The following is a 25,559-nucleotide window of genomic DNA, read 5'->3' on the forward strand; positions in this document are numbered from 1 at the left end:
GGAAATAGGTATAATCACACAATGCAGTTCTTCCCTTTAGGTTAACTTGCAACAACGGTTGGCAGCATTGTTCCTAAGCGCAAATTTGGCACAGTATACGAGGTAGGGTTATGGCTAGTGGAATCTCGCATAGCACATTGAATAACATTCGGCTCAAGCGCATTCTTCGCTTTGGTATTTTTACCATGATTGTTGGTTTAATCATGGCAATTCCCTATGGCTTAGAAGCAGTGCGCGTGCCATCGTGGCAAAATTACATGAGCCTGATCAGCATTGTTGTGGCAACAATTGGTGGCTTGTGTGCAACGATCTCCGCCAGACAAGGCTGGCTGATCGCTGGGGCCTATAGTTTAATTATCGCGATTGCCGTTGCCACCTTCCCGAGCCAGCTCTTTATTGCTGAGTTTGGCTTTATGCTCTCGATTTTAAATGTCTTCTTTGTGCTGGTTATCTCGATCCAAACCCTCCCCGAACGCCATATTTTCCCAGTTATCTTGGGGATTATTAGCCTTGGCGTGATTGCAACCTTGCTCAAAACCTTCCTCAATATTCAAGAGGTTCGGGTTTCGGGCAATCAAGAAATTTATATGCCTGTGATGGCTATCGCAGCCATATTAATCTTGATTTTCTTTGTCTTTCGCGAATTTGGCACGCTCTCAATTCGCAATAAAATTCTGATCTCGTTTGTGTTGGTAACAACCCTGCCAATTGCGATTATTTCATTTATTACCTTGCGCTCAACTCGTACTTCGCTGACCAACCAAGCTAATAGTTTGATTTTGGTCAACGCGACCAATATTGCCAACGAAATTGACGATTTTGTCAATCGGAATATCAACCGCGTCAGCGCGCTCTCACGGATTCCTGAACTCAGCGAATATTTGCTGGCTGCCGAACAAAACACCTTGGTCCCCGACCAAGATCGCGATACGCGTAACTTGTTCCGCGCAGTTACGACCGAAAATAACGATACGCTCTCGGTTGCTTTGCTGAATAATCGCGGCATCGTGTTGGTCGATACCGTGCCAACCAATGTCGGGGTTAATGATTCAGGCTTGTCGTATTATCAAAATGCGATTCGCACGGGCCAAAGCATTATTTCGCCAGTTACCTTCGGCAATGATAATTTGCCTTCAATTTATTTCAGTACGCCGGTGCGTAACCCGCAAAGCCAAGAAATTATCGGCGTTTTGCGGATTCGCTACAGTGCCAGCATTATTCAATCGTTGGTTGCGCGCAGCAACGACCGCGCTGGTCAAAACTCATTCGGGGTTGTGCTTGATGAATATGGCATGCGCATCGCCCAAGGTAGCGAATTAACCCTTTTGTATAAGATCGCCGATAGCTTGCAACCAGATGAAATTAAACGCTTGCAAGATGAACGGCGTTTGCAAAATATCAACGCAGCCAACCTGCTTGTGCCATATCCAGCTCTTATCAGCGCTATCAAGGGTGTGGTGCTCGATCCCCAAAGCACTGGTCAAGTGATCACGATTCCAAGCTCGATTGCTGAAGAGCAAAAACCAGGCGATCCCGATCCTGAAGGCAATGATATTTATGCCTACACAGCGACCAAAACCGTGCAATGGCGGATTCTCTATCACCAAAGCGAATCGACCTTCTTAGCCCCAATTCGCCAATCCGAGCGTTCGACAACCTTGATTGTGTTGGTACTTTTGGTTGGGATTAGTATGATCGCTGTCTTTGCAGCGCGCATTCTGACTACGCCAATTGAACGTTTGACCGCCTTTGTGGAGCGCTTCCGCGCTGGCGATTTATCAACCCGTGCACCAGTAACCTCGCAAGACGAAATTGGCCAGCTCACGACAACCTTTAATAGTATGTCAGAGCAATTGGCTCAAACGCTGCAAGGCTTGCAACAACGGACAATTGCCTTGGAAACCTCCAACGAGGTCAGCCGCCGACTCTCAACGATTTTGAATCCCAACCAATTGGTGTTGGAAGTGGTTGAGCAACTCAAAAATACCTTCAACTACTATCACGCCCACATCTACTTGGTTGATCAACAAACCAATGATTTTGTGATGATGGGTGGTACGGGGCAAGCAGGTCGCACCTTGTTGGCCCGCAATCACCGCATTCCCCAAGGCCGTGGTTTGGTTGGTCGTGCTGCCAGCACCAAAGATGTGGTCTTGATTCCCGACGTAAGTAAAGAAGCAGGCTGGTTGGCAAACCCCTTGCTGCCCGAAACCAAGGCTGAAATTGCTGTGCCAATTATGCTGGGCGATGAAGTGCTCGGCGTATTGGACGTGCAAAATGCTGAAGTTAACTCGCTGACCAACGATGACGCAACCTTGCTCCAATCGATTGCAGCCCAAGTGGCGGTTGGTTTGGAAAATGCCCAATCGTTCGAAGAAATCAATCGCACCCAAGAACTGCTGCGGATTCGCGAACGCGCAATCACCGCCAGTAACGACGGGATTGTGATTGTTGATCCCTATCAGTTTGATATGCCAGTGGTGTATGTCAACCCAGCCTTCGAGCGGATTACTGGCTATACGCCTGAAGATGTACTGGGCAAAAACTGCCGTTTCTTGCAAGGCGATGATAGCGACCAACAAGGCTTGCGCGAATTACGTCATGCGATTCGTGAAAAACGCGCTACGCGCGTCTTGTTGCGCAACTATCGCAAAGATGGCACCTTGTTCTGGAACGAACTCGACATCAACCCAGTCTTTGATGAAAACGGCGAGTTGATCAACTTTATCGGCGTTCAACAAGATGTAAGCGAGCGGGTCGAGGCTCAACAAGCGTTGCAAGAATCCTTGGGCTTCCAGCAAACCATGCTCGATAGCGCCAACTATATGATTATTGCCACCTCGCTCGATGGCAAAATTACCTCGTTCAACCGCACTGCCGAGCAAATGCTTGGCTACGCTGCCCACGAAGTGATTGGCAAAAATCTGCTTGACTTAGCCAATGATCCTGGAGAAGTTGAGCAATTTACCAATCAAATGAGCAAACAAACAGGCATGCCCTTGAGCAGCCACGATGCCTTGGTCTATGATGCCCAGCGCGGGCGACCATCGAATATGGAATGGACATATGTGGCCCGTGATGGTCGCCGCTTCCCAGTCTTGCTTTCGATTACGGCGTTGCGCGACCGCCAAGGCGAAGTAACTGGCTACCTCAAAATTGCCAATGACATTAGCGCTGCCAAACAACAACAACAAGCCTTGCGCGATAGTGAAACCCGGTATCGCTCGCTTGCTGAATCATCACGCGACTTGGTCTTCATCTTCGACCGTGAGAATCGCTTGCAATATATCAATGATTTTGCGGCTGGGATTTTCGACAAAAAACCTGATGACTTGGTTGGTTTACTTGATGAGCAAATTTTCTTGGCCTCAACGGTTGAAGCACGCCGCGAAGATGCAGAAATTATTTTCAATACTGGTCAGAGCCTTACTCGTGAGTCAATGTTTACCTTGAGTGGCGATGAAACTTGGTTCGACTTTCAGTTGCTGCCAATTCTTGATGATCAAACCAACAGCCCAGATTTGATTATGAGTGTTGGCCGTAACATTACCGACCGCAAACGCGACGAACAAGAACGCGAGCAAACCTTGCTCGAAATTGACCGCCAACGTCGAACGCTGCAAGGGATTCTCGAAGCCTTGCCAGTAGGGGTTGTGGTCTACAACGCGCAGTTCGAAATGCAATTGCGTAATCAAAGCGCTGAATTAATTGTCGGTCAGCCATTGGGTGACGTTGATTCCGAGCAGTTGGAATCGATTAGTGATGCCTATAAGCTGTTTATTCCTGGGACGGACACACCATTTGATCCCAACATGATTCCTGTGTTCCGCGCTTTGCACCATGGCGAGCGGGGCCAAGCTGAATTTGATATTCGTCACGCTGATGGCCGCAACTTCACAGTGTTGGCCAGCGGTGCACCAGTATTCAACAACGAAGGCCAAGTTATTAGCGGCATTGCCTTGCTACAAGATATTACTGACCGCAAGCTGAACGAACAAGAACGTGAACGCTTGTTGCAAGCAACAATTGAACAAGAACGCTTGCTCACAGCGATTCTCGATAACATGCCGATTGGCGTGTACGTGGTCAATAACAAGGGTGTCAGCCAGTTGATCAACCGCTCGACGATGGAAATCTTGGGCGTAGCTGGCCAGATGGGCGCTGCGGTCTTAGACCAAGCAGACTTGCCACGACCGAAGTTCTTGCATGAATCCACCGATAAAGAATTGGAAGTGCATGAAACTGGCTTGTTCAAAGCCCTAAGCAACAAAAAGGTCACCCACGAGTTGGTTGATGTGCTGCGCTTTGATGGCAGTCGGGTTTCTGTCGATTCGACCTCGGTGCCAATGTTCGACGAGAACCAACAATTGACCGGCGTGCTTTCGCTGATTCAAGATGTGACTGAACAACGCAACGCTCAGCGCGAGCGTGAACAACTGCTGACCCAAGTGGAATATCGCGCACTCGAACTCGAAACCGTGGCCCAGGTGAGTACCTCGGCGGCTGGTCTGTTGAATGTGGAAGAATTGCTGCAAACGGTGGTTGATCTGACCAAACATCGTTTCGGTCTCTACCACGCTCACATCTATTTGTACAATCCTGATGACCAACAGTTTGAATTGGCCTTCGGCGCTGGCGAAATTGGCCGCACCATGGTCAAGGAAGGGCGCACGATTCCATTAGATCGCGAGCAATCGCTGGTTGCACAAGCTGGTCGGGCGCGCCGCTCAATTATTGAAAATGATGTGCGTTCGAACCCAAGCTTCTTGCCGCACCCGCTCTTGCCCGAAACCCGCGCAGAAATGGCTACGCCGCTGATCGCTGGCTCGATGCTCTTGGGTGTGCTCGATATTCAATCAGACAAAGACCACATCTTTACTGATGATGACCGCAAGATTCAAACGACCTTGGCCAGCCAAATTGCGATTGCCTTGCAAAACGCGCGCTTGTTCGTGGAGCAAACCGCCACAATGCAGCGCTTGCAAGAGCTTGACCAACTGAAATCGGCCTTCTTGGCCAATATGTCGCACGAATTGCGCACGCCACTTAACTCGATCCTTGGCTTTACCGAGGTTATTCTCGAAGGTATCAACGGGCCAATCAACGACCTGATTCATAATGACTTGAGCATTATTCATCGTAACGGTCGCCACTTGCTCAACTTGATCAACGACATCTTGGATATGGCGAAGATCGAATCTGGCAAGCTCACCTTGTTCCGCGAAACCTTCGATGTGGTTGAAGTGTTGCATGAAGTTGCTAGCACGGTTGGGCCATTAGCCACCCAGAAACATCTGGAACTGAAGGTCGATATTGAACCGCATCTCAAACTGCCAGTCTATGCCGACCGTTTCCGCATTCGCCAAGTATTATTGAACATCGTAGGCAATGCCTTGAAATTTACCGAGCAAGGTTCGGTGATAATAGGCATTGACACAACGCCAACGACCCGTATGATTAAAATCCAAGATACAGGCATCGGGATTCCGCTGGATAATCAAGACACGATTTTCATGGAATTCCATCAGGTTGACAATTCGACAACCCGTAAGGCGGGTGGTACGGGCTTAGGCTTACCAATTAGTCGCCACTTGGTAGAAATGCACGGCGGCAAACTTTCAATGGTCAGTAGTGGCAATCCTGGTGAAGGCTCGCTCTTCACAATTGAATTGCCAATCAACGCCAGCGAAGATGAAGTTGATCCTAACGAAGCGCCAGCCAATCAGCCTATATCTGTAGAGTAATGGTTATGCGCATTGTGCCAAGGCATAAGCGCGTGGTGGTAAGGGCGTTATGACAGATTTAGTTTGCCAAAACTGTGGCCATATTCAGCCATACACCTTTCGTAGCTCGAATAGCTGTGCCCAATGCGCGAACGATTGGCTTGAAACCCATTACGATTATGCGAATTTTCGCGATTTGGTGAATAATCAACAACTGACTGGCCAGACGTTATGGCGCTATGCCAGCGTCTTGCCAGTGCCTGCGCCAAGCTCGCCAACCTATGTTGGCGGCACGCCCTTGGTGCATGCCCAACGCTTTGGCGGTTTGTTGGGCTTGACCCGCTTGTACATCAAAGATGAGCGCTATAGCCCAACCAACTCGTTTAAAGATCGGCAGGCGGCGGTGGCGGTGGCGGCTTTGGTTGCCAACAACATTCGCGAATGTGTGATTGCTTCGACTGGCAATGCAGCGGTAGCTTATGCAGCGGCCTGTGCTGCAGCAGGCATCAAACTTTGGGTCTTTATGACCAGCGTTGTGCCAGAGGCCAAATTGCGCGAGGCGGCCTTGTTTGGGGCCGAGGTCATCAAAGTGAGTGGCAATTATGATCAAACCAAGCAGATTGCCGCTGATTTTGCCCAAAACCGCAATATTATCTACGACCGTGGGGCCAATAGCATTCCTGCGCGCGAAGCCATGAAAACGATTAGCTATGAGATTTGCGAGCAACTTGGCTGGCAAGCGCCCGATTGGTATATTCAGGCGGTGAGCGGTGGCCTAGGGCCGTTAGGCGTGTATCATGGCTTTGCAGAATTGCATGCCATGGGCCTGACCCAGCGTGTACCGCAAACCGCCATTATTCAAGCTGATGGCTGCTCGCCGATGGTCCAAGCCTTTCATGCTGGCAAATCGGTGGCCGAAAAAGTTGTGCCCAATACGCGAATCGCGATTCTTTCGACTGGCGATCCAGGTAAAATCTATACTCGGCTCTGGCAGCGCATTCAAACCTCGGGTGGCACGATGGAAGCGGTGACTGATGAAGAAGCGTTTAGTGCTATGCGCTTGTTGGCCCGCACCGAAGGCATTTCGGTCGAGCCAGCGACGGCGGTGGCATTTGCTGGCCTGCAAAAGATGGTCGCCCAAGGCCAAGTTAACCCAGAAGAACTAATTGTGGTAAATTGTACCGGACACACCTTTCCGGTCGATAAGCATGTGCTGAACGATCAATGGCACATCGATGTGCATGTGAGCGATACGCAGCAATCAGCACCTCAAGAAGGCCTGCAGGCGGCGCTTGAGCAATTGAACGAAAAAGCAACAACGGTGTTGTTGATTGATGATAATCCTGACGATGCAGAATTGGTGCAACGAATCTTAGAGCGCCGCAAAGCCTATCGGGTCTATCGGGCTAACGATGGCGCTGATGGCGTGCGCCAAGCAATTGAGCGCTTGCCCGATGCAATCGTGATGGATTTAATGATGCCCAACATGGATGGGTTTCAGGTGATGAGCACCTTGCGTCAGCACCCCAAGACCCGTGATATTCCGATTATTGTGGTGAGCGCTAAGGATATTACGCCCGATGAACGCCATCATTTAGCCACCCATACCCGTGCTGTGTATCAAAAGGGCTCACTTTCACCAGTTGCCTTTGTCGAACAGGTTGTGAGTGTCATTGAACACAAAGAGCGTGATAGTGAGGACCAATGAGTACAACCGTTGTCTTATATATCGAAGATAACTCTGATAATATGTTGTTGGTGGAGCGTCTGTTAATTGCCCGTGGCTGCCAGATGGTCAAAGCGATCAATGGCTCGACGGGGATTGAATTGGCGTTGGAACACACGCCCCACATCATTTTATTGGATATTAACTTGCCGGATATTGATGGCTATGAGGTGGCGCGCCGCTTGCGCGATAACCCCATAACCGCCACGATTCCGATTGTGGCCGTAACCGCCAACGCACTCAAGGGCGACGCTGAAAAGGCCTTAGCTGCTGGCTGTGATGGCTATGTTTCCAAGCCAATTAACCTGCGCGATTTGTGGAACGCCATGTTGCAGTTTATTCAAGCGCCGTCGGCCTAAATCAAGCAGCGCTGAACCAAAAAAGCGGTAGTTGAAGCAATTCAACTACCGCTTGTGTATTTAATTGACGCTTGCGACTTAGCTATACCATGGCTTGGATTGATTGGAACCGGCGAGCCAGAGCTTGACCTTCTCCATTAATGACATAACGTCGAAGGGCTTGCTGACATAATCAGTCCAGTCGGGGGTCATCAATTGCTTGACTTCGCCAGGGCTGCAACTCGCAGTTAACGCTACAATCGGGATATGAGCCAAGTGGGGGCTGGCTTTGACCGTCCGACAGACCGTCCATCCATCCATGCGTGGCAAATTCAAATCAAGCAATACAAGGTCTGGTTGGCTCTTTTGAATAGCTTCCAGGGCTTCGACCCCATCACGAGCCATCTCGGTTGTATAACCAGACCGTTGGAGCATTATTCCTAAAAGCTGACGGTTGTCAGGCATATCATCAACAACTAAGATGGTTGGCATATGGGTATCTCCTAAAATTGTACCTTCTGATCTGCTCGTATCCAAATGTACTGTAGCAAGCGAACCTTACTAGCTAATTTACAGTAGGACTCGTGGGCGATTGCATGGTTTGTTATGGAATGCTTGCGCCAATGACGTGGATTAATAAGTGATGGTTGTTTAATTAGTAAAAGTATATGCAAGTTTCTGCATACATGCCATGGTTCAATGGTCCGTAGCCGCTGTGGAAGGAAAGAGCTAGTTTTGGGGTTTACGATCTCACTCCAGTGGGTGACATAGCGCTTGAAGGATGTTGGCGCGGTGGGTTGGGCAATGGCCTAGGCTCGATTAGCAAGATTGGGATATTTGCCAATCATCAGGCTGCCTGATATACTCAATGCGTCCTCAGTGTACCGTGGGTTTGTACTCCACGCTGCAACAAGCTGCGTGCATGCATTCCAAAACAAACGCTAAATTCTGCAAATCAATGAAAGGGAGTACGGTTGGCTAGCAGCGTTTAACGCCTGCTGATCACCGTAAAATGCAGTATGAATGTAATTATTCCTACCGCTGGTCTTGGAACCCGCCTGCGACCACATACACATACCCGTCCAAAGCCGTTGGTTCCCGTGGCGGGCAAGGCCGTGATTGGCCACTTGCTCGACAAACTCAAAGTTCTACCAATCGATGACGTGGTGTTTATTACCGGGTATTTGGGTACACAAATTGAGGAATATGTTCGCAAGAACTATAACTTCAAGAGCCATTTTGTTGAGCAAACTGAGCTTAAAGGCCAAGCCCATGCGATTGCTTTGGCCCAAGATATGGTTTCTGGCCCAACTCTGATTTTGTTTGTTGATACGATTTTTGAAGCAAACCTGAATGTTTTGAACCAAACCGATGCAGACGGCGTGATCTATGTAAGCGAAGTTGATGATCCTTCTCGTTTCGGGGTGGCATTACTCGAAGATGGGGTAATTACCAAGCTGGTGGAAAAACCAAGCACCCCCGTTTCCAACTTGGCTTTGATTGGCGCATACTATGTGCGTGAAGTAAAAGACCTGTTTGCAGCAATCGATGTCTTGATTGAAAAGAACATTCAGACCAAAGGTGAGTTTTATCTGGCCGATGCCTTGCAATTGATGATTAGCAATGGCACCAAATTCAGCGCTGAAACTGCGACCATGTGGGAAGATTGTGGCACGGCTCCCGCCTTGTTACGCACCAATCGCTATTTGCTGCAACACGAAACAGGCAATGTTGAACAACGCGACGGCGCGATTATCGTTCCACCAGTGTTCATCGGCGAACATGTGGAGATTAGCAACTCGATTATTGGGCCGTTTGTCTCGATTGCCGACCATAGCGTGATTGTCGATTCGATTGTCCGCGATTCGATTATCAACCAAGGAGCCACCATTCAATCATCAACCTTAGAAGGCTCACTCATCGGTGAAGGCGCGCATATCAGAGGCGAATTCCAACACCTAAACGTCGGCGATTCATCAGTGATTACATTTGGTAGTACGATTCAGTAAATGCATGATCAATCAGGGGACTGGATGTCCCCACCAACCAGCTTGCAGCGTGGCACCGGCTTTCACCATCTTATCGCCGACGAACATCGGTTGATAGCACAGGTGTTGACCTATTGTCATGCCGCCGGATATGCGATTCCACCCTTGTTGGTGATTGATTATCTGATTGCAATCAAGACTAGCCCCTTTGTCTTGTTGTTTGGGCCAAGCGGGCAGGGCAAGACTGAATTGGCCCGCTTGTTTGCCCAGGCTTTGGTACTGCCCTTTGATGATCAATATACCTATGTAAATCTTGGCAGTAGCCTGCAAGCAAGCGAAATACAAGATCGGTTTGGGTGGATGAAGTTTGTCGAGACATTGGAGAATGCTGCTGCGCCAGCCAACGCTGGCCGTTTGTTCTTCCTCTGTCTCGATAACCTACGGCCTCACGATATTTATACCTACTTTGCGAATGTGAGTCGTGATCCTGATGGGATTACCCGTTTGGTGATGCGCGGCTATCCGCCGCATAAATGGCCAGCCTTGCCGAGTAATGTAATTATTACTGGCACGCTGGATGCTGAACATCCGGTTGATCGCGATCAAAGCTCATTGTTGGCTCAAATTAACTGTGTCTATATGCAGCCACAATGGTTGCAAAGCAACATTCGCACAGTTAAACGCCAACAACGGATGGCTCCGGTGGGCATGCAACGCTTGTTGCTTGATCAGCAATATCGCAGTGATGAGGCAGCAAGTGATCGCTTACACACGCTGCTTGGGCCTCATTTAGATGATATTTTGCAGCCACCAAGCGAATTGATGGCGATTCTGTGGCAAAGTAATTTGACCTATACCCAGACTTGGCGCAGTACCATGTTGCGGGCTGTGGCAAATAGCTTTACCATAGAGGGACACGGATTATTCATTCCATATGATGTGCTTAACAACGCCCAGTTTGCCTATTCATTTGTGATGGCACGCCAGTTGTTGTTAAGGCTGTGGGGGCAACCGCAACATAGCGCCGCAATTGAGGCCTTGTTGCATCGTCAACTTGCCCAACTACCAAGCACCACCTTGGTAGGCCTAACCGACTCTTTGCTCTATTAGGCTAGGAAGCTACGTATGCCAGTTCACAACGATCTTGATGATACTACCGTGGACATGCTCTTTCGTGATGCATTGCAGCAAGAATTAACGCATGCAGCACCAAAAGTCAGCTTACTTCAACGACTTAAATCGACCCCAAGTTATGAGCGTCGCGTGCGCGGTGGCGGGCCTGGTGGCCAACCATGCTCAAGCTTTTACTTGCTATTTTATGTGATGAATTCATCACGTGCATCATGGAGCATTTTGCCCGCTTAGGCTGGCACACCAAACCTATTGAAAGGGGGTGATGGGTGACACATCAGGGATTATCGTTGTGTTGGTTTTCGTACTCGTTGAATTAAGGAGATAGCCTTCATGCTCAAACGTCGTTTGACCCGCTTATTGGCCTTAATGGTATTGACCGTACCAACCTTGGCCGCTTGTGGTGGCGATGCAACTCCAACGACTGCACCCGCTGCAACCGCTACCAGCGCACCTGCAACTGGTGCAGAAGCAACTGCTACAACTGCGCCTGTTGCTGAAGCAACCGCAACAACCGCAGATGCAACTGCAGAAGCAACCACTCCACCAGCCGCAACTGACGGAAACATTCTTCGGGTTCACCAAGTTGCCTATCCAGATGTCTTTGATCCACAGAAAAGCTCGTACAGCGCCGAAATCGTGTTGCTGTCGCAAAACTACGAAGGCCTAACCCGCCTCAATGACAAACTGGAAACCGTGCCTGGTGCTGCCGAGAAATGGGAAGCAAACGCTGATGGGACCGTATTTACCTTCACTTTGCGCCCTGACCTCAAATACAGCGATGGCTCGCCATTGACCTCGAAGAACTTCGCGTATTCGATTCAACGCACCTGTGACCCAGTGACCGCTGGCGAATATCAATCAATCCTGTTTGATATCACTGGCTGTGCTGATTTCGCTGGTACGACCATCACCGATACCGCCAAGTACGATGCTGCTAAAGCTGCGTTGGGTGTTAGCACCCCAGACGATAGCACGATCGTCATTTCAACCGTTCAAGCTGCTCCTTACTTGCCAACGATTGCTGGCCTGTGGGTTATGTACCCAGCCAAGCAAGAGTTGATCGAAAAAGGTGGCGAAAACTGGTGGAAAGATCCTGCTGCGCAAGTTGGCAACGGGCCTTTCCAATTCAGCCGGATTGCTGAAGACCAACAAATTGACTTTGTGCGTAACGAAAATTACTGGAACAAAGCCAAACTGGATGGCATTAGCATGATCTATATCGACGATTCATCAGTTGCCTTGGAAGCATATCGCACCGGCCAACTTGATATCTTCGCTCCAGATCCAAGCCAAATTCCAGCTGTCCAAAGCGACGCTGACCTTGGCCCATTGTACATTTCATACCCAGGTGCCAACACGACCGGTTTGCAATTCAACACCACCACGGAACCATTCAACGATCCTAAGGTGCGTGAAGCATTTGCCTATGCGATCGATCGCGATACCTACTGTGAAGTGATTCGTAACGGCGACTGTTTGCCAACCTTGACCTGGATTCCTCAAGGGATTCCTGGCTATGATGCAACCGAAGATCGCTTTGCGTTTGACCCAGAAAAAGCCAAAGCAGCTTTGGCTGAATCAAGCTATGGCTCAGCTGAAAAATTGCCAGAAATCACCATGGCTTACAGCAGCAACGACACCGCTAACCAAGCTCGCCACGAGTTCTTGGCCAACACCTTCCGCGAAGTCTTGGGTGTTGAAGTTAAGTTGTTGCCATTGCCAAGCAAAGATTTGACCGCTGCTAAGAAAGACAACTCGACCTATCCTCAATTGTCATTGGGTGGTTGGATTCAAGACTATCCCGATGCTCAAAACTGGTTGAGCGTGTTCTGGAATAGCAACGCAACCTTTGCTCAACGCCAAGGCTACGGCAACCCAGCGGTTGACGAATTCTTGACCAAGGCCGACACCAGCACCGACGAAGCAACCCGCTTGGAAGCCTACACCGCTGCCCAAAAGTTGATCGTTGGTGACTTGCCAACTGCTATGATGTACAACCGGGTGAATAAATACGTGATCAACCCACGCGTAAGCGGCTTCTCAAAGACCGCTGCTGATGATCAATTCCCTGGCCAATGGACTTCATACAGCATCGAAATCAAGTAATTGATTTAACCTTCTGGGGAGTAGCGCTGGCCTGCGCTGCTCCCCACCTAAACCTAGCTCCCACTCTTTAAATTTTTTGCAAGCACCCTGTTAAATTGCAATCAAGGCTCGCGAGGCAACACCCCGGCTCGCTCTCGCGCCAATGGAGGCATGGCATGATTGGCTTTATAATTCGTCGCGTCTTGGCGATGATTCCGGTGTTGTTTCTCGTGGCATTAATCACTTTTTTTCTGATGAAACAGGCCAAAGGTGGGCCATTCGATCAAGAGAAAGAAGTTGCCCCGTCAACGATTGCCCTACTTAATCGTAAATTTGGTTTAGATAAACCTGCGTGGCTCAATACTGCTGAATTTAATAATCGTATGAGTGCTGATGGCCCATTCGCGGCAGTTCGTGGCTTGTTCGATAGCCAATTTGGCAACTATATGCTGAACGCAGTTCAAGGTGATTTGGGGCCAACCTATGCCTCAAAAGGCACTGAAACGGTTCAAGATAAAATTAAACAAACCTTTCCGATTTCATTGCGGCTTGGCTTAATTTCGCTTACTTTTGCCTTAGTGGTGGGTTTTCCCTTAGGAATTCTCGGTGCTTTGCGCCAAAATACGATCTTCGATTACTTTAGCTTGATTATCTCGACGATTGGCTTTTCGGTGCCAACCTTTGTGACTGGTTTGGTCTTGCTGCTGGTCATGAGCAAAGTCTTTGGGGTTGCGCCGATTAAAGATCCCTCGGTTTGGGAAGGCTTTAGTATGTCGTATTTTCCCCCAGCAATTATCTTGGGGCTTGGCACAATGGCTTATATTACGCGCTTGACCCGTAGTAGTGTGCTTGAAGTAAAACGCCAAGATTATATTCGGACAGCCAAAGCTAAAGGGCTTGGTGATCGGGTGGTGATTTTGCGCCACATCCTGCGTAATAGCCTGATTCCGGTCATCACAATTCTAGGGCCGGCGGTGGCGGGCTTGGTCACTGGTTCGTTTATTATCGAATCAGTCTTCCGCGTCCCAGGCATTGGCAGTGAATTTATTGGGGCAATTGGAAGCCGCGATTATTCAATGATTATGGGTTCGACCCTGTTTTTCTCATTGCTGGTTGCATTGGGCAATATTATGGTCGACCTTTCGTATGGCTTGATTGATCCACGGATTCGTAACAGCTAGGAGACTCGAACAATGGCAACCGCATCGAATGTGGCTGGTACAAATCCGGCCCAAGCTCAAGAATTTACGCGGCCTGTTCGGAGTCTTTGGAGCGATGCATGGCTGCGTTTGCGCCGCAATCGTTTAGCAATGGCAAGTATTGTTTATTTGTTTTTGCTGGCGTTGGTCGCAATTTTCGCCCCAGTCATCGCACCCCATTCGCCTGGCCGGCCAACCACAACCGAATTACGCGAACGGGGCGTTTATCGCCAAGCAGCGTGGGTTGTTGATGAGAAAAATCCTAAACGCAGTGGGATTTGGAAGTTTCCGCTCGGCACCGATTCTGCTGGCGGTGATGTGCTGAGTCGCTTGATTTATGGAACCAGGGTTTCGATGGTTGTGGGCTTTATTCCCATGATCTTTACCTTGACGATTGGGATTACGATTGGTTTGATTTCAGGCTTTGCTGGCGGCAAACTCGATAGTTTGCTGATGCGCTTCACTGATATTATCTTTTCGTTGCCCGATATTTTGTTCTTTATTATTGTGCAAACGGCCTTCAGCCAGACCGCATTCGGCAAGACGTTTAATGGCTTGCTGCTGATTTTCTTATCGTTCTCAGCTGTCAACTGGGCCAGTGTTTCGCGCTTGGTGCGTGGCCAAGTGCTTTCATTAAAAGAAAAAGAATTTGTTGAGGCCGCCGAGGCAGTTGGCGTACGCCGTGGCTCAATTTTGTTTCGCCACATTTTGCCCAACACGCTGGCCCCAATTATTGTGGCAGGCGCGTTTATTGTGCCAAGCGCGATTGTCACCGAAGCAACCCTCAGCTTTTTGGGGATTGGGATCCAGCCTGATACCAACCCAAATAATCCGTTTCCTACCAGCTGGGGCCAGATGATTTTGGAAGGTAAGTCGGCGATTGATTCGCAACCATGGATTTTGATCGCCTCGGCGATTGCGATTGCTTCAATTACGATTGCCTTTGTGGCATTGGGCGATGGGTTACGCGACGCACTTGATCCCCGTCAATAGATCAAGGCAAATTGCTCGACATCATGAGGAGCACATATGGCTGAAGCACCTTTGCTTGAGGTCAAAAACCTACAAGTTCAATTTAAAACCGCTGATGGCGTGGTCAATGCTGTCAATAATGTTTCATTTTCGGTCAATCGCGGCGAAACGCTCGGGATCGTCGGCGAATCTGGCTCGGGCAAAAGCGTTACCTCACTTTCGATTATGCGCTTGATTCCCTCGCCGCCAGGCAAAATTGCTGGTGGCCAGATTTTGTTCGATGGCGATAATCTGGTCGATTTTAGTGAGTCGGAGATGCGTAAAATCCGGGGTAATCGGATTTCGATGATCTTCCAAGACCCCATGACTTCGCTCAATCCGGTGCTACGGATTGGCAAGCAGATGACTGAATCGCTGCAATTGCACATGGGGATGACTCCCAAACAGGCTCGGAATCGCGCCATTGACTTGCTCTCAATGGTGGGGATTCCAGCGCCAGACAAACGACTTGACGATTTTCCACATCAATTTTCTGGCGGGATGCGCCAACGGGTGATGATCGCTATGGGGTTGGCCTGTAACCCTGAGCTGTTGATTGCCGACGAACCAACGACCGCACTTGATGTAACTATTCAAGCGCAAATCTTAGAATTACTTAACCGTCTCAAGAACGAGACGGGGACAGCGATTATTTTTATTACCCACGATCTTGGGGTTGTGGCTGGCATGACCGACCGCGTGATTGTGATGTACGCTGGGCGCGTGGTCGAACAAGCTTCGACCAACGAGCTATTCCGCAATCCGCGCATGCCTTATACCATTGGCTTGCTCGATTCGATTCCACGGCTTGATGGAATTCAAACGCGGCTCACGCCAATCCCGGGGCTTCCACCGGATTTGTTGGAAAAGACCAATCGCTGCCCATTTGCGCCACGCTGCGATTTTGTGCAAGAGCAATGCTGGATCGAAACCCCAAGTTTGCGCCAAGTTGCACCCGATCACACGGCGGCCTGCTTATTCGATATTGATCGTGATCAGCGCCAAGTGATGGCTGAAAAGAAAATTGCCGAAGAAGAAGCAGTCTTGGATGCAGCACTTGAGGATGTTTTAGCCCACGAACAAGCATCGTAGAACCAGAGGAAGGCCACATGGCAGTACAAAATGAGAATCTGCTCGATATTAACGGCTTAAAAATGCACTTCCCAGTGAAATCCAACGGTTTATTACGCCGCACGGTTGGGGCAGTTAAAGCAGTTGATGGCTTGAGCTTTTCAGTTAAACGCGGTGAAACCCTCGGCTTGGTAGGTGAATCAGGCTGTGGTAAATCGACGACTGGGCGGGCAATTTTACAATTGCATCGCCCAACCGCTGGCACGGTCAACTTCGATGGCAAAGAGTTGACAAAACTTCATGGCGAGTCTATGCGCCAGATGCGGCGCAAAGTGCAGATTATTTTCCAAGATCCGTATGCTTCGCTCAATCCACGCATGACCGTGGGCGATATTGTGGGCGAGCCAATTCGGGTGCACAATTTGCGCACTGGCAAAGAGGTGCGCACGCGGGTCGAGGAATTGCTGCGCGTCGTGGGTCTCAACCCGTACTTTATCAACCGTTACCCGCACGAATTCTCTGGCGGCCAGCGCCAACGGATCGGGATTGCGCGCGCTTTGGCGGTTGAGCCAGATTTTATCGTCTGTGATGAGCCTGTTTCAGCGCTCGACGTGTCGATTCAAGCCCAAATTATCAACCTGCTGCAAGATTTGCAAGGCCAATTTGGCTTGACCTATCTGTTTATCGCCCACAACTTGAGCGTCGTAAAGCACATCAGCGATCGGGTGGCGGTGATGTATTTGGGCAAAATGGTTGAGTTGGCTCCTTCGAAGCAACTCTATGCCAACCCAATGCACCCCTATACCCAAGCCTTGCTCTCAGCAGTGCCGATTCCCGATCCTGAAGTTGAGAAACAACGCCAGCGGATTATTTTGCAAGGCGATGTGCCAAGCCCGCTTAATCCACCTTCTGGCTGTCACTTCCACACTCGTTGCCCAATTGTGATCGACAAATGCAAAGCAGAAGATCCACCATTTCAAGATTATGGTGGCGGCCATTTTGTGGCTTGCTGGCGCGCAACCGAATCGCAAGCGCAAATGGAAAAGAAGTTGCAGTAGCAACGAGGGGTCGGGGTTCAGGGGCTAGGGGCCAGTAATGCTAGCCACACTTGCTGCCGAGCGATCTAAGTTACTCAATTCAAAGGCTCCACTCTGATTCGATGAGTGGGGCTTTTGGGTTTATTCGATGGCTATAGGCTCTGGGCTTTATGCTACCAAATATTTCTATAGCTCCACCCCTGAAGCCTTCATTTCTCTGCGCTTCTGCGTTAACGAATTGATCCACGAAGGGCTGAAACCACGAAGAACGCGAAGCGCGCGAAGGACATTTTAGCCACAGATTACACAGATTAGCGCAGATTATTAATTTCCCATAGCCAAGCGCCAACAGCCCATAGCCTTATTGCTCTGCGTTAAATTGATTGATCCACGAAGGGCTGAAACCACGAAGAACGCGAAGAGCGCGAAGTAAGGCTCTCGGTTATGGTCGAGCGGAATTCTGTGGTTTTCCACCGGATGTTCCGCAAGCCAATAGCCTAGATGTAATGGTTCATTGGCTTGGCAACCGTGTCCCCTCACCCCCCAGCCCCCTCTCCCACGAAAACGCGGGCGAAGGGGGAGCACTGGTTTTTACCCACGAATTGCCCAAGAACCACGGCATTAAAGCCCCTCGCCCGTCCGACGGGCGAGGGGTTGGGGTGAGGGGATCAGGCGGTGGTTAACCCCATGTACCAGTACACCTAGAGCCTAACTGCTTAAACCTTCATACTATGTTCTATGTTCTCACTTCATCCTTCATCCCTTATCCTTCATCCCTCATCCTTCATCCCTCATCCTTCATCCCTCATCCTTGGGTTCTAGCCTTGCCAGCGTTTGAAGATTACGCTGGCGTTGACTCCGCCAAAGCCAAAGCCGTTGGATAGAGCATATTCAATTGGCATTGGCCGTGGTTCTTTTGCAACCAAATCAATGCCTTCGCTAGCTGGATCGGGATTTTCCAAGTTGAGCGTGGCGGGAGCAATTTGGTCGCGAATCGCCAGCGCAGTGAAAATCGCCTCGACCGCGCCAGCAGCACCCAACAAGTGGCCAGTTGATGATTTGGTGGCGCTTACGGCTAAACCGGAGTTCTCGCCAAATACCTGCTTGATAGCTGCCAACTCGCCGCGATCGCCAACTTGGGTTGAGGTAGCATGCGCATTCAGATGTTGAATTTGCTCGGGTGAGATTTGGGCTTGACGTAATGCTAGGCGCATTGCTCGGGCTGCGCCTGAGCCATCTTCTGGGCCAGAGGTGATGTGATAGGCATCGGCGGTTGTGCCATAGCCCACTACTTCGACCAATGGCGTTGCGCCACGGGCTAAGGCATGTTCTAAATCTTCTAAGACCAATACGCCTGCGCCTTCGCTCATCACAAAGCCATCGCGCGCTTGATCAAACGGGCGTGAGGCGCTGGTTGGATTGGCGTTGAATTCGGTTGCCAAGGCGCGAGCGGCGGCAAATCCCCCCAAACTGACCGGATCGAGTGCAGCTTCGGTGCCACCACACACCGCAACATCGGCCTCGCCGCTATGGATTAGGCGTGCGCCATCGCCGATTGCTTGCAAACTGGCGGCGCATGCGGTGACTGGTGCAGCAATTGGGCCGCGAAAGCCATAGCGAATTGAAATATGGCCCGCTGCCAGATTGATTAAAAAGGCTGGGACGGTAAATGGTGAGAGCCGCTGTGGGCCTTTGCTATCTAAAGTGCGCACTGCTTGGGTAATGGTCGAAAAGCCGCCAACGCAAGAAGCAATCAAGGTTGCTGTGCGCTCTTGAGCATCTTCGGTTTCTGGCTGCCATTGGGCTTGCTGCAAAGCCTCGGCAGCCGCCGCCAAACCCAAGACGATAAAGCGATCCATTTTGCGGAGCTCTTTGCTATTGGCGATGGCGCTTGGCTCAAAGCCAGCCTGTGGGTCAGCTGCCAAACTTGGCACAACCCCGCCAATTGTGCTGGCCAAGCCTGCCCTAATTTGCTCTGGCAATGGCCCAATTCCCGATTGGCCCGCCAATAAGCGCTGCCAAACGACATCGACTCCGCAACCCAACGGCGAAACTATTCCCATTCCTGTAATCACAACACGACGCATAGTGCTTCCTTAACAGATGTTGCTTCGGATCGGAGCAATCACAGTCAACACTATACCGCAGTTTTTTCGCCAAGATCCTCCTGCTTTTAGCTGATCTGTTGTGATTATGGCTACGCTTTATCAAACTGCTACCACAGCAGGTTATTCAGGGCAAGGATCGGGATGGTATCTTTCAATTTTCCAAACAAAGGTTTCGTTTTCATAGAACGATTTATAATCCCAAGCACATGTTAAATCGCCTGTTTTCCAGAAAACCACAAAATTACCCATCGAAACATCAAAATCTTGCTGGGTAATCACGTTGAGGATTGTGGCTACTTGTTGTTGGAGTTGCGCTTGATCTGCATTAGCTGGGCGCTCAAGCGACACATAATAGCTATAATTCATGATTCCATAGACACACTCACCACCTTCGCCATCACCGCTAATACTCACGTTTGCCTCGATGCCAGCGTCTTGGAGCGCTTGGGTAACTTGCTCCTGAGGTTCTGATGGAATACGATAATAATGAAAGTTCGTTGCGCCCAAACAAGCATAGATAGGCCGCTGGATTGGTTGAGGATTAGCCGATTGTACAACCTCTTGATGATCACAGCCCTGTGAGCCTAAAATATCTGATAAGCGTGGATACCATGCATGGCCTTGAGCATCTTCAGCATAATCATATGCCCATGAACAGCCGCCACCAAGACCTACCCAGGTAATTACCAGCATATAGGTTGGATAATCCAAGGTTGGATATTGGCGTAAATCAAGAATAATTGTTTGGATTTGATGGGCTAGATCTTCACGCATGGCGGTGGTTGCATTGGCAGGATTGGTTACATAGAAATGATAGCCTAAAAGACTTGAGCCAGCGTCGCAGGTTGTATCAGGATACAGCCGATCTGTATCGATACGATTGATTTCAGAAAATTGATCATCTCTGAAGCCGCTTCCGATAAGATCTCCATCTTCATCCGAGACTGACTCGCGGTGGGAAGCAAGGCAGGCATTGCTTGGCACAACGTCTTCGGGTACCTCACAAGCTGATTTGTGATCGATGACTTGAAGACTCACATCGGTAAGATACCATTGATATTCATCATTCGTGCTTGTTTTAAGATATTGATATCCCCATGAGCAATTATAGTCGGGATAACGCCAATGGATGTATATCTTGCCTAAACGATATTGCAGGCTTGGCTGCGTTTGGAGATCACGAATAATGGCTTGTAAGGTTTCTGCATACTGGTAGAGGGTTAATTGCTCAAGCGTATCTACTACATTAATATCAAAATCATAGCTAATCTCAGCAATTGATCGTGTGCAGTTCAGCCAATCAGATCCCCCATCCACCGACGCATCGTCAAGAAATTCAACATGCTCAAAAGCAGCATCCACGAGCTGTTCGGTTGCTGGATCAAGTTGAATCCTATTGAAATTGGGTTCGCATTCTGTATCTGTCACAAAGCCATTGTGCATTCCGCCGATTGGGTGGTCTGGAACCTCACGGTGTACCACCCGAGTAGGCGCTAGCGTACTTGTTGGGATTGGGGTAGCTGCTGGGGTTTGAGTCGCTAACTCAAGCGCTTGAACTACTGAATCAGCGGTTGCTGATTGTTGAGGCACTTGATTTCCACAACCACTCAATCCGATCAACAGCAGGCCTACGACCCTGAATCGCTTACTCCAAGCCAGCATACAACCTCCACATCATGATGCTATTGCGCCGATAGTTTCAGCATAGATCAATCAAATGGATTTTAAATGGCGCTTAATCTGCCATTTTGGGCCTGATTTGTACAAATAATCCAGAGTGTAGCCCTTTAAGCCATGCATATCCTGATACATATCGATGAAGGGCGCAGGATTCAAACTACCAAGCATGGTAAGAGCACAGCGGCTTCTTTTTGGATCAAGCTTGCAGATTAATCTCTGAATCCTGGCCCCTGCCACCTACTTGATTTCCTGTAACCAACTCTGCATTTGTTGATTTTCGGCAGTTTGGGCAGCGATCACTGTATCGGCGAAGGTTTTGAGTTCGCTGCGTTGGGTGCTGGCTTTGATGCTTTGGGCCATCGCGATTGCCCCATCGTGGTGGCTGATCATCGCGCTCAAAAAGCGCCGATCGTAGCTTTCGCTGCCTGCGGGAACATCCATCGAACCCATATGTAGTGCGCTCAGATCGCTGGCTGGAGCATCGCCAAACCAGGCTTTGCGCCATGCTTGCAGCTGGGTAATTTCTGGCTCTTGGGCTACAATAATTTGCTTGGCTAGCTCTTGTACCCGGGGATCGCTGGCTTGCGTTTGGGCATCCTTGGCCATAGCAATTGCCCCCCGATGATGCTCAATCATGCCATCAAGAAACTGTAAATCGTCCATCGTCATTGCGCCATGATCGCCTGAAGCTGTTGTTGGATGTTCGCTTCCATGATCGTCGTTGCTGGCGCTACAGCCTGCGAGCAAGAAAATAATACTTATCACCATCATCCATCGTTGCATTGTTAAGTTCCTTTCAAACCAAATATGCCTAGCCTTAGCCTACCCACATTTGGCAGCAATGGCTAGTTTTGGGCAATTTGCGGCGTTTTAGCAGGATGTGGCTGTGGCAAATGCCACATTCTGTAGCAAATGCCACATTCTGCGCTGCATTACAGTAATAATCTTATAAAAAATTGTTTGCTGAACAGAATAAATTTACAATGCTGATAACGATTGGTGTAACACGACGAGGCTGTTTTATGGTTAAAGTTGCTCAGCAACGGCATTGGTTGTGGTTTGTGCTCAGCAGCGAGCTAATCATTACGGCGCTGCATTATCTGACCAGCGCCCATCTTTTGCCCTATCATTCGATTTACCGCAGTTTGTATTATTTGCCGGTTGGCGTGGCGGCGGTGATGTGGGGTCGTAGATTTGGGCTTGGGCTGGCGTTTTTCACGGCGTTGGTCTATTTGCCGCATGCCCATTGGCTCGATGCCCATGCCGCCAATAGTTTGCTGGATAATACGCTCGAAATGGCGACCCTGATTGTGGTGGCAGCGTTGCTTGGCAGCTTGGCCGAGCGCGAACAACAGGCGCATAGCCGCGCCGAAAGCTTGCGGGTGTATATCCACGATGTGTTGGCGAGCCTGCCGGTGGGGGTTGCCACGATTGAGCAGCAGCAGTTGAAATTGCAAAATCCAACAGCGAAACATTTATTGCAACCAACTCCAAGCCTCGCCCAATTGCCGCAAACCAATGGCTATAGCGAAATGCAAATTGATCAATTAGCGTTGGCGGTGCGGCGTTCAGCATTACATAATGTTGAGGGCCAGCCAATTGGGGCGGTTTTGGTGTTTGAGGATATTCGCGAGCAGCAAGCAATCGCCGAGCGCATTCGCCAAGCTGAACGTATGGCAGCCTTGGGCCAATTGGCTGGCGGTCTCGCCCACGAGGCCCGCAATCCATTGGGCATTGTGCGCGCCACCAGCCAACTCTTGGGCCATAAATTGGCTCAAAAACCAGCCTTAGCCCACTATACAAGCGTGATTAATAGCGAGGTTGATCGTTTGGATCGCTTGATTAGCTCGCTATTGAATTATGCCCAGCCCCAAGCGTTGCAACGCCAGCCATTGGCAATCAACCAATTATTAGCCGAATTTGGGGCTACCTGTCAGCCGTTGGCAGCAGAACATGGCGTTGCCTTGCAGCTTCGCCTTGATGCGAGTGAACCATGGATTGAAGCTGATCGCGATGCAATCTGGCAAATGCTATTAAACCTGAGCTTGAATGCGCTGCAAGCCAGCCAAACTGGGCAAGTGATTCAACTTGAGAGCGTGATTGTCGGCCAACAGCTTGAAATTTTGGTGCAGGATCAGGGAGTGGGCATCGATCCGGCGATTCGCGAGCGGATTTTTGATCCATTTTTTACCACCCGTGACGATGGCACGGGCATGGGTTTGGCCTTGGTTGCGCGCAGTGTTGCCGAACATGGCGGCACCATTAGCCTCGAAGCTGGGCCAAATCAAGGCACCTTGGCTCGTTTGCGGCTACCATTGTTGCGGCAAGGAGCACGATCATGAGCAAGCGCGTTTTGGTAATTGACGATGAGGCCAATTTGCGTTGGGTGCTGAGCGAAGCCTTGAGCGACCAAGGCTATGAGGTTGCGGTTGCAGCCAATGCCAACGATGGTTTAGCGGCGATGAGTCGCCAGCCTGCCGATGTTGTGATTCTCGATTTGAAATTAAAAGGCATGGATGGACTGGCAACCTTGGCCCGTTTGCGTGAACGCTGGCCTGATGTTGTGGTGCTGATTTTGACCGCCTATGGTACGGTTGCGAGTGCAGTTGAGGCTATGCAACGAGGCGCTGCCGATTATTTGCGCAAGCCCTTTGATTTGGAAGAAATTGGTTTTAAACTGCAACGGGCGTTGGAGCGGGCTGCACTCCAGCAAGAAATTCGCTATTTGCGCCAAAGCCAAAAACAAGCCACAACTGCTGGTTTAATTGGTAGCCATCCTGTTTGGTTGGCATGTCGCGAGCAACTTGAGCGCATGATCGATCGTTTGCCATTGTTGGTGTTGGTTGGCGAAGCTGGGGTTGGCAAGGCCCAACTTGGGCATTATGCGCATGCAACGAGCCAGCGCCACAATGGGCCTTTGATTGAGCTTGATGGAGCGTTATTGACTGAGCCGATACTCGTAGCGGCGCTGCACGAGGCTGGCCAAGGCACTCTGTTAATTCGCCATGGCTTAAATTGGCTCAATTGGCTTTTGGCCCAATCGCTCCAGCCGAGGATCATATTGACCAGCCTTGAATTGCCTGAACAACCAGTGCCAACGCTTCAGGTTCCTAATCTGAACCAACGCCGTAGCGATATTGGTTTGTTTGCTAGGGCTTGGCTTGGCACGCAATCGTTAAGCGCAGCGGCGCTCCAACAGCTTGAGCAAAGCTATTGGAGCGCCAACCTGCCAGAGTTGCGCCATGTGCTGGAGCGGGCGGCTATGGCGGCGAATGGCCAAACGATTCAGCCTGAGCATTTGCCGTATGATTTGGCTTTGGCTACCGCCGAGCCAATTGCCTTGCCCGCAGCTGGCCTGCAACTAGAGTTGGTTGAGCGCAGTTTATTGCAGCAAGCGTTGCAGCAAGCCAATGGCAATAAAACTCGCGCCTCCGAATTGTTGGGCTTGTCGCGCCATCAATTGCTCTATCGGCTCGAAAAACATGGCCTGAGTTAGCCGTTGATCACTTCGCCGCCATTGGGGTGTAAGATTTGCCCCGCCATATACGAGGCATCATCGCTGGCCAAAAACACATAGCAATTGGCAACTTCTTCTGGCTGGCCTGCGCGTTTCATCGGCACATCGCTGCCGAAGGTCGCCACTTTTTCGGCATCAAAGGTTGCGGGAATCAGCGGTGTCCAAATTGGGCCGGGTGCTACGCCATTAACCCGAATGCCTTTTTCGATTAAGGATTGTGAGAGCGAGCGCGTAAAGGCCACGATTGCGCCCTTGGTTGCTGAATAATCGAGCAATTGCGGGCTGCCACGATAGGCTGTAACCGAGGTCGTGTTGATAATGCTGCTACCTTTTTTGAGCTGCGGTAAGGCTGCTTTGGTCAGGTAGAACATGGCAAAAATATTGGTGCGGAAGGTACGCTCCAATTGCTCGGCACTAATATCAGTAATCGATTCTTGCGGATGTTGCTCAGCTGCATTATTAATCAAAATATCAAGCTGACCGAATTTTGCTATTGTTTGCTCGACGAGGCTTTGGCAATAAGCTTCATCGCCAATATCGCCAGCTGAGAGCAAGCAGCGGCGGCCTTCGGCCTCGACCAAGCGCTTGGTTTCTTGTGCGTCGTCATGTTCATTCAAATAATTAATCACGACATCAGCGCCTTCTTTGGCATAAACAATCGCAACTGCCCGTCCAATCCCACTATCGCCCCCAGTAATCAGGGCAACTTTATCCTTCAGTTTATCGCTGCCTTGATAGCGGCGATCTTGGGCTTTGGGCTTGGGCTGCATTTCCGATTCGATGCCAGGCTGTTGATCTTGGGTTTGGGGTGGAAATTGCTGTTTCTTTTCTTCGTTTGACATACTATTTATCTCCTTTTAACACGTAACCACACTTCAGTGCATAGAGAAGCAAGAAACATACCAATTGCTGAAGTGGCTTCAGGCTTGCGATGGAGTGCAA

The 25,559-nt window shown here is 49.9% G+C and carries 18 protein-coding genes; 13 read left to right on the forward strand and 5 right to left on the reverse strand.

Annotation, left to right across the window (positions count from 1 at the left end; genetic code table 11):
• Positions 1-110 precede the first annotated feature (110 nt).
• From ACFMKP_RS05625 to ACFMKP_RS05635, 3 genes are read left to right on the forward strand one after another with little or no spacing between them, the layout of a single operon-like run.
• On the forward strand, positions 111-5,744 hold the full coding sequence (locus tag ACFMKP_RS05625) for a PAS domain S-box protein (RefSeq protein WP_382289843.1): 5,634 nt from the start codon (positions 111-113) through the stop codon (positions 5,742-5,744).
• 49 nt (positions 5,745-5,793) lie between these two features.
• Positions 5,794-7,431 (forward strand): threonine synthase, encoded by a 1,638-nt coding sequence (gene thrC, locus ACFMKP_RS05630; protein WP_382289845.1) that lies wholly within the window; start codon positions 5,794-5,796, stop codon positions 7,429-7,431.
• On the forward strand, positions 7,428-7,808 hold the full coding sequence (locus ACFMKP_RS05635) for a response regulator (protein WP_382289847.1): 381 nt from the start codon (positions 7,428-7,430) through the stop codon (positions 7,806-7,808). Before thrC ends, ACFMKP_RS05635 begins: the two co-directional genes overlap by 4 nt.
• 78 nt (positions 7,809-7,886) lie before the next feature.
• On the opposite strand, the gene ACFMKP_RS05640 is transcribed toward ACFMKP_RS05635, so the two are convergent.
• Complete coding sequence (locus ACFMKP_RS05640; RefSeq protein WP_054533757.1) at positions 7,887-8,279, reverse strand: response regulator; 393 nt, start codon at positions 8,277-8,279, stop codon at positions 7,887-7,889.
• Between the two features lie 527 nt (positions 8,280-8,806).
• Here ACFMKP_RS05640 and ACFMKP_RS05645 point away from each other — a divergent pair.
• From ACFMKP_RS05645 to ACFMKP_RS05680, 8 genes are all read left to right on the forward strand, one after another.
• Positions 8,807-9,796, forward strand: a complete 990-nt coding sequence (locus tag ACFMKP_RS05645; protein ID WP_204757591.1) for a sugar phosphate nucleotidyltransferase — start codon at positions 8,807-8,809, stop codon at positions 9,794-9,796.
• 24 nt (positions 9,797-9,820) lie between these two features.
• Complete coding sequence (locus ACFMKP_RS05650) at positions 9,821-10,885, forward strand: AAA family ATPase (protein WP_204757592.1); 1,065 nt, start codon at positions 9,821-9,823, stop codon at positions 10,883-10,885.
• 15 nt (positions 10,886-10,900) lie between these two features.
• Entirely contained in the window at positions 10,901-11,140 is a 240-nt protein-coding gene (locus tag ACFMKP_RS05655) for a hypothetical protein (RefSeq protein WP_204757593.1), read from the forward strand.
• Between the two features lie 99 nt (positions 11,141-11,239).
• Complete coding sequence (locus ACFMKP_RS05660; RefSeq protein WP_382289850.1) at positions 11,240-13,015, forward strand: peptide ABC transporter substrate-binding protein; 1,776 nt, start codon at positions 11,240-11,242, stop codon at positions 13,013-13,015.
• A gap of 155 nt (positions 13,016-13,170) precedes the next feature.
• Complete coding sequence (locus tag ACFMKP_RS05665) at positions 13,171-14,175, forward strand: ABC transporter permease (RefSeq protein WP_110516754.1); 1,005 nt, start codon at positions 13,171-13,173, stop codon at positions 14,173-14,175.
• Between the two features lie 12 nt (positions 14,176-14,187).
• Positions 14,188-15,186 carry an ABC transporter permease gene (locus tag ACFMKP_RS05670; protein ID WP_382289852.1) on the forward strand — a complete coding sequence of 333 codons (999 nt, stop codon included), beginning with the start codon at positions 14,188-14,190 and terminating at the stop codon, positions 15,184-15,186.
• A 36-nt stretch (positions 15,187-15,222) separates the two neighbouring features.
• A complete protein-coding gene (locus ACFMKP_RS05675; protein ID WP_382289854.1) occupies positions 15,223-16,296 on the forward strand; it encodes an ABC transporter ATP-binding protein in 1,074 nt (357 codons plus the stop codon).
• Positions 16,297-16,313: 17 nt separating this feature from the next.
• Complete coding sequence (locus tag ACFMKP_RS05680; protein WP_382289856.1) at positions 16,314-17,333, forward strand: ABC transporter ATP-binding protein; 1,020 nt, start codon at positions 16,314-16,316, stop codon at positions 17,331-17,333.
• Positions 17,334-18,130: 797 nt separating this feature from the next.
• On the opposite strand, the gene fabF is transcribed toward ACFMKP_RS05680, so the two are convergent.
• The 3 genes from fabF to ACFMKP_RS05695 all read right to left on the reverse strand — a co-directional run bounded on the left by fabF (position 18,131) and on the right by ACFMKP_RS05695 (position 21,883).
• Positions 18,131-19,399 carry a beta-ketoacyl-ACP synthase II gene (gene fabF, locus ACFMKP_RS05685; protein WP_382289858.1) on the reverse strand — a complete coding sequence of 423 codons (1,269 nt, stop codon included), beginning with the start codon at positions 19,397-19,399 and terminating at the stop codon, positions 18,131-18,133.
• 141 nt (positions 19,400-19,540) lie between these two features.
• Positions 19,541-21,082, reverse strand: a complete 1,542-nt coding sequence (locus tag ACFMKP_RS05690; protein ID WP_382289860.1) for a hypothetical protein — start codon at positions 21,080-21,082, stop codon at positions 19,541-19,543.
• A gap of 255 nt (positions 21,083-21,337) precedes the next feature.
• Positions 21,338-21,883, reverse strand: coding sequence for a DUF305 domain-containing protein (locus ACFMKP_RS05695; RefSeq protein WP_382289862.1), 546 nt, complete (start codon positions 21,881-21,883; stop codon positions 21,338-21,340).
• 239 nt (positions 21,884-22,122) lie between these two features.
• On the opposite strand from ACFMKP_RS05695, the gene ACFMKP_RS05700 reads away from it, so the two are divergent.
• Both ACFMKP_RS05700 and ACFMKP_RS05705 read left to right on the forward strand, forming a co-directional pair.
• Positions 22,123-23,442, forward strand: coding sequence for a nitrogen regulation protein NR(II) (locus ACFMKP_RS05700; protein WP_382289864.1), 1,320 nt, complete (start codon positions 22,123-22,125; stop codon positions 23,440-23,442).
• Positions 23,439-24,596 carry a sigma-54-dependent transcriptional regulator gene (locus ACFMKP_RS05705; protein WP_382289865.1) on the forward strand — a complete coding sequence of 386 codons (1,158 nt, stop codon included), beginning with the start codon at positions 23,439-23,441 and terminating at the stop codon, positions 24,594-24,596. The genes ACFMKP_RS05700 and ACFMKP_RS05705 overlap by 4 nt, the downstream gene beginning before the upstream one ends.
• On the opposite strand, the gene ACFMKP_RS05710 is transcribed toward ACFMKP_RS05705, so the two are convergent.
• Complete coding sequence (locus ACFMKP_RS05710) at positions 24,593-25,459, reverse strand: SDR family oxidoreductase (RefSeq protein WP_204757603.1); 867 nt, start codon at positions 25,457-25,459, stop codon at positions 24,593-24,595. The two genes, ACFMKP_RS05705 and ACFMKP_RS05710, sit on opposite strands and share 4 nt — an antisense overlap.
• Positions 25,460-25,559 lie beyond the last annotated feature (100 nt).

Source organism: Herpetosiphon sp. NSE202 (genome assembly GCF_042688385.1).
Classification (GTDB): domain Bacteria; phylum Chloroflexota; class Chloroflexia; order Chloroflexales; family Herpetosiphonaceae; genus Herpetosiphon.

What these genes read in the sequence shown, in the direction of transcription:
- ACFMKP_RS05625 (WP_382289843.1), top strand. Translation starts at nt 111, where the DNA reads ATGGCTAGTGGAATCTCGCATAGCACATTGAATAACATTCGGCTCAAG.
- thrC (WP_382289845.1), top strand. Translation starts at nt 5,794, where the DNA reads ATGACAGATTTAGTTTGCCAAAACTGTGGCCATATTCAGCCATACACC.
- ACFMKP_RS05635 (WP_382289847.1), top strand. Translation starts at nt 7,428, where the DNA reads ATGAGTACAACCGTTGTCTTATATATCGAAGATAACTCTGATAATATG.
- ACFMKP_RS05640 (WP_054533757.1), bottom strand. Translation starts at nt 8,279, where the DNA reads ATGCCAACCATCTTAGTTGTTGATGATATGCCTGACAACCGTCAGCTT.
- ACFMKP_RS05645 (WP_204757591.1), top strand. Translation starts at nt 8,807, where the DNA reads ATGAATGTAATTATTCCTACCGCTGGTCTTGGAACCCGCCTGCGACCA.
- ACFMKP_RS05650 (WP_204757592.1), top strand. Translation starts at nt 9,821, where the DNA reads ATGTCCCCACCAACCAGCTTGCAGCGTGGCACCGGCTTTCACCATCTT.
- ACFMKP_RS05655 (WP_204757593.1), top strand. Translation starts at nt 10,901, where the DNA reads ATGCCAGTTCACAACGATCTTGATGATACTACCGTGGACATGCTCTTT.
- ACFMKP_RS05660 (WP_382289850.1), top strand. Translation starts at nt 11,240, where the DNA reads ATGCTCAAACGTCGTTTGACCCGCTTATTGGCCTTAATGGTATTGACC.
- ACFMKP_RS05665 (WP_110516754.1), top strand. Translation starts at nt 13,171, where the DNA reads ATGATTGGCTTTATAATTCGTCGCGTCTTGGCGATGATTCCGGTGTTG.
- ACFMKP_RS05670 (WP_382289852.1), top strand. Translation starts at nt 14,188, where the DNA reads ATGGCAACCGCATCGAATGTGGCTGGTACAAATCCGGCCCAAGCTCAA.
- ACFMKP_RS05675 (WP_382289854.1), top strand. Translation starts at nt 15,223, where the DNA reads ATGGCTGAAGCACCTTTGCTTGAGGTCAAAAACCTACAAGTTCAATTT.
- ACFMKP_RS05680 (WP_382289856.1), top strand. Translation starts at nt 16,314, where the DNA reads ATGGCAGTACAAAATGAGAATCTGCTCGATATTAACGGCTTAAAAATG.
- fabF (WP_382289858.1), bottom strand. Translation starts at nt 19,399, where the DNA reads ATGCGTCGTGTTGTGATTACAGGAATGGGAATAGTTTCGCCGTTGGGT.
- ACFMKP_RS05690 (WP_382289860.1), bottom strand. Translation starts at nt 21,082, where the DNA reads ATGCTGGCTTGGAGTAAGCGATTCAGGGTCGTAGGCCTGCTGTTGATC.
- ACFMKP_RS05695 (WP_382289862.1), bottom strand. Translation starts at nt 21,883, where the DNA reads ATGCAACGATGGATGATGGTGATAAGTATTATTTTCTTGCTCGCAGGC.
- ACFMKP_RS05700 (WP_382289864.1), top strand. Translation starts at nt 22,123, where the DNA reads ATGGTTAAAGTTGCTCAGCAACGGCATTGGTTGTGGTTTGTGCTCAGC.
- ACFMKP_RS05705 (WP_382289865.1), top strand. Translation starts at nt 23,439, where the DNA reads ATGAGCAAGCGCGTTTTGGTAATTGACGATGAGGCCAATTTGCGTTGG.
- ACFMKP_RS05710 (WP_204757603.1), bottom strand. Translation starts at nt 25,459, where the DNA reads ATGTCAAACGAAGAAAAGAAACAGCAATTTCCACCCCAAACCCAAGAT.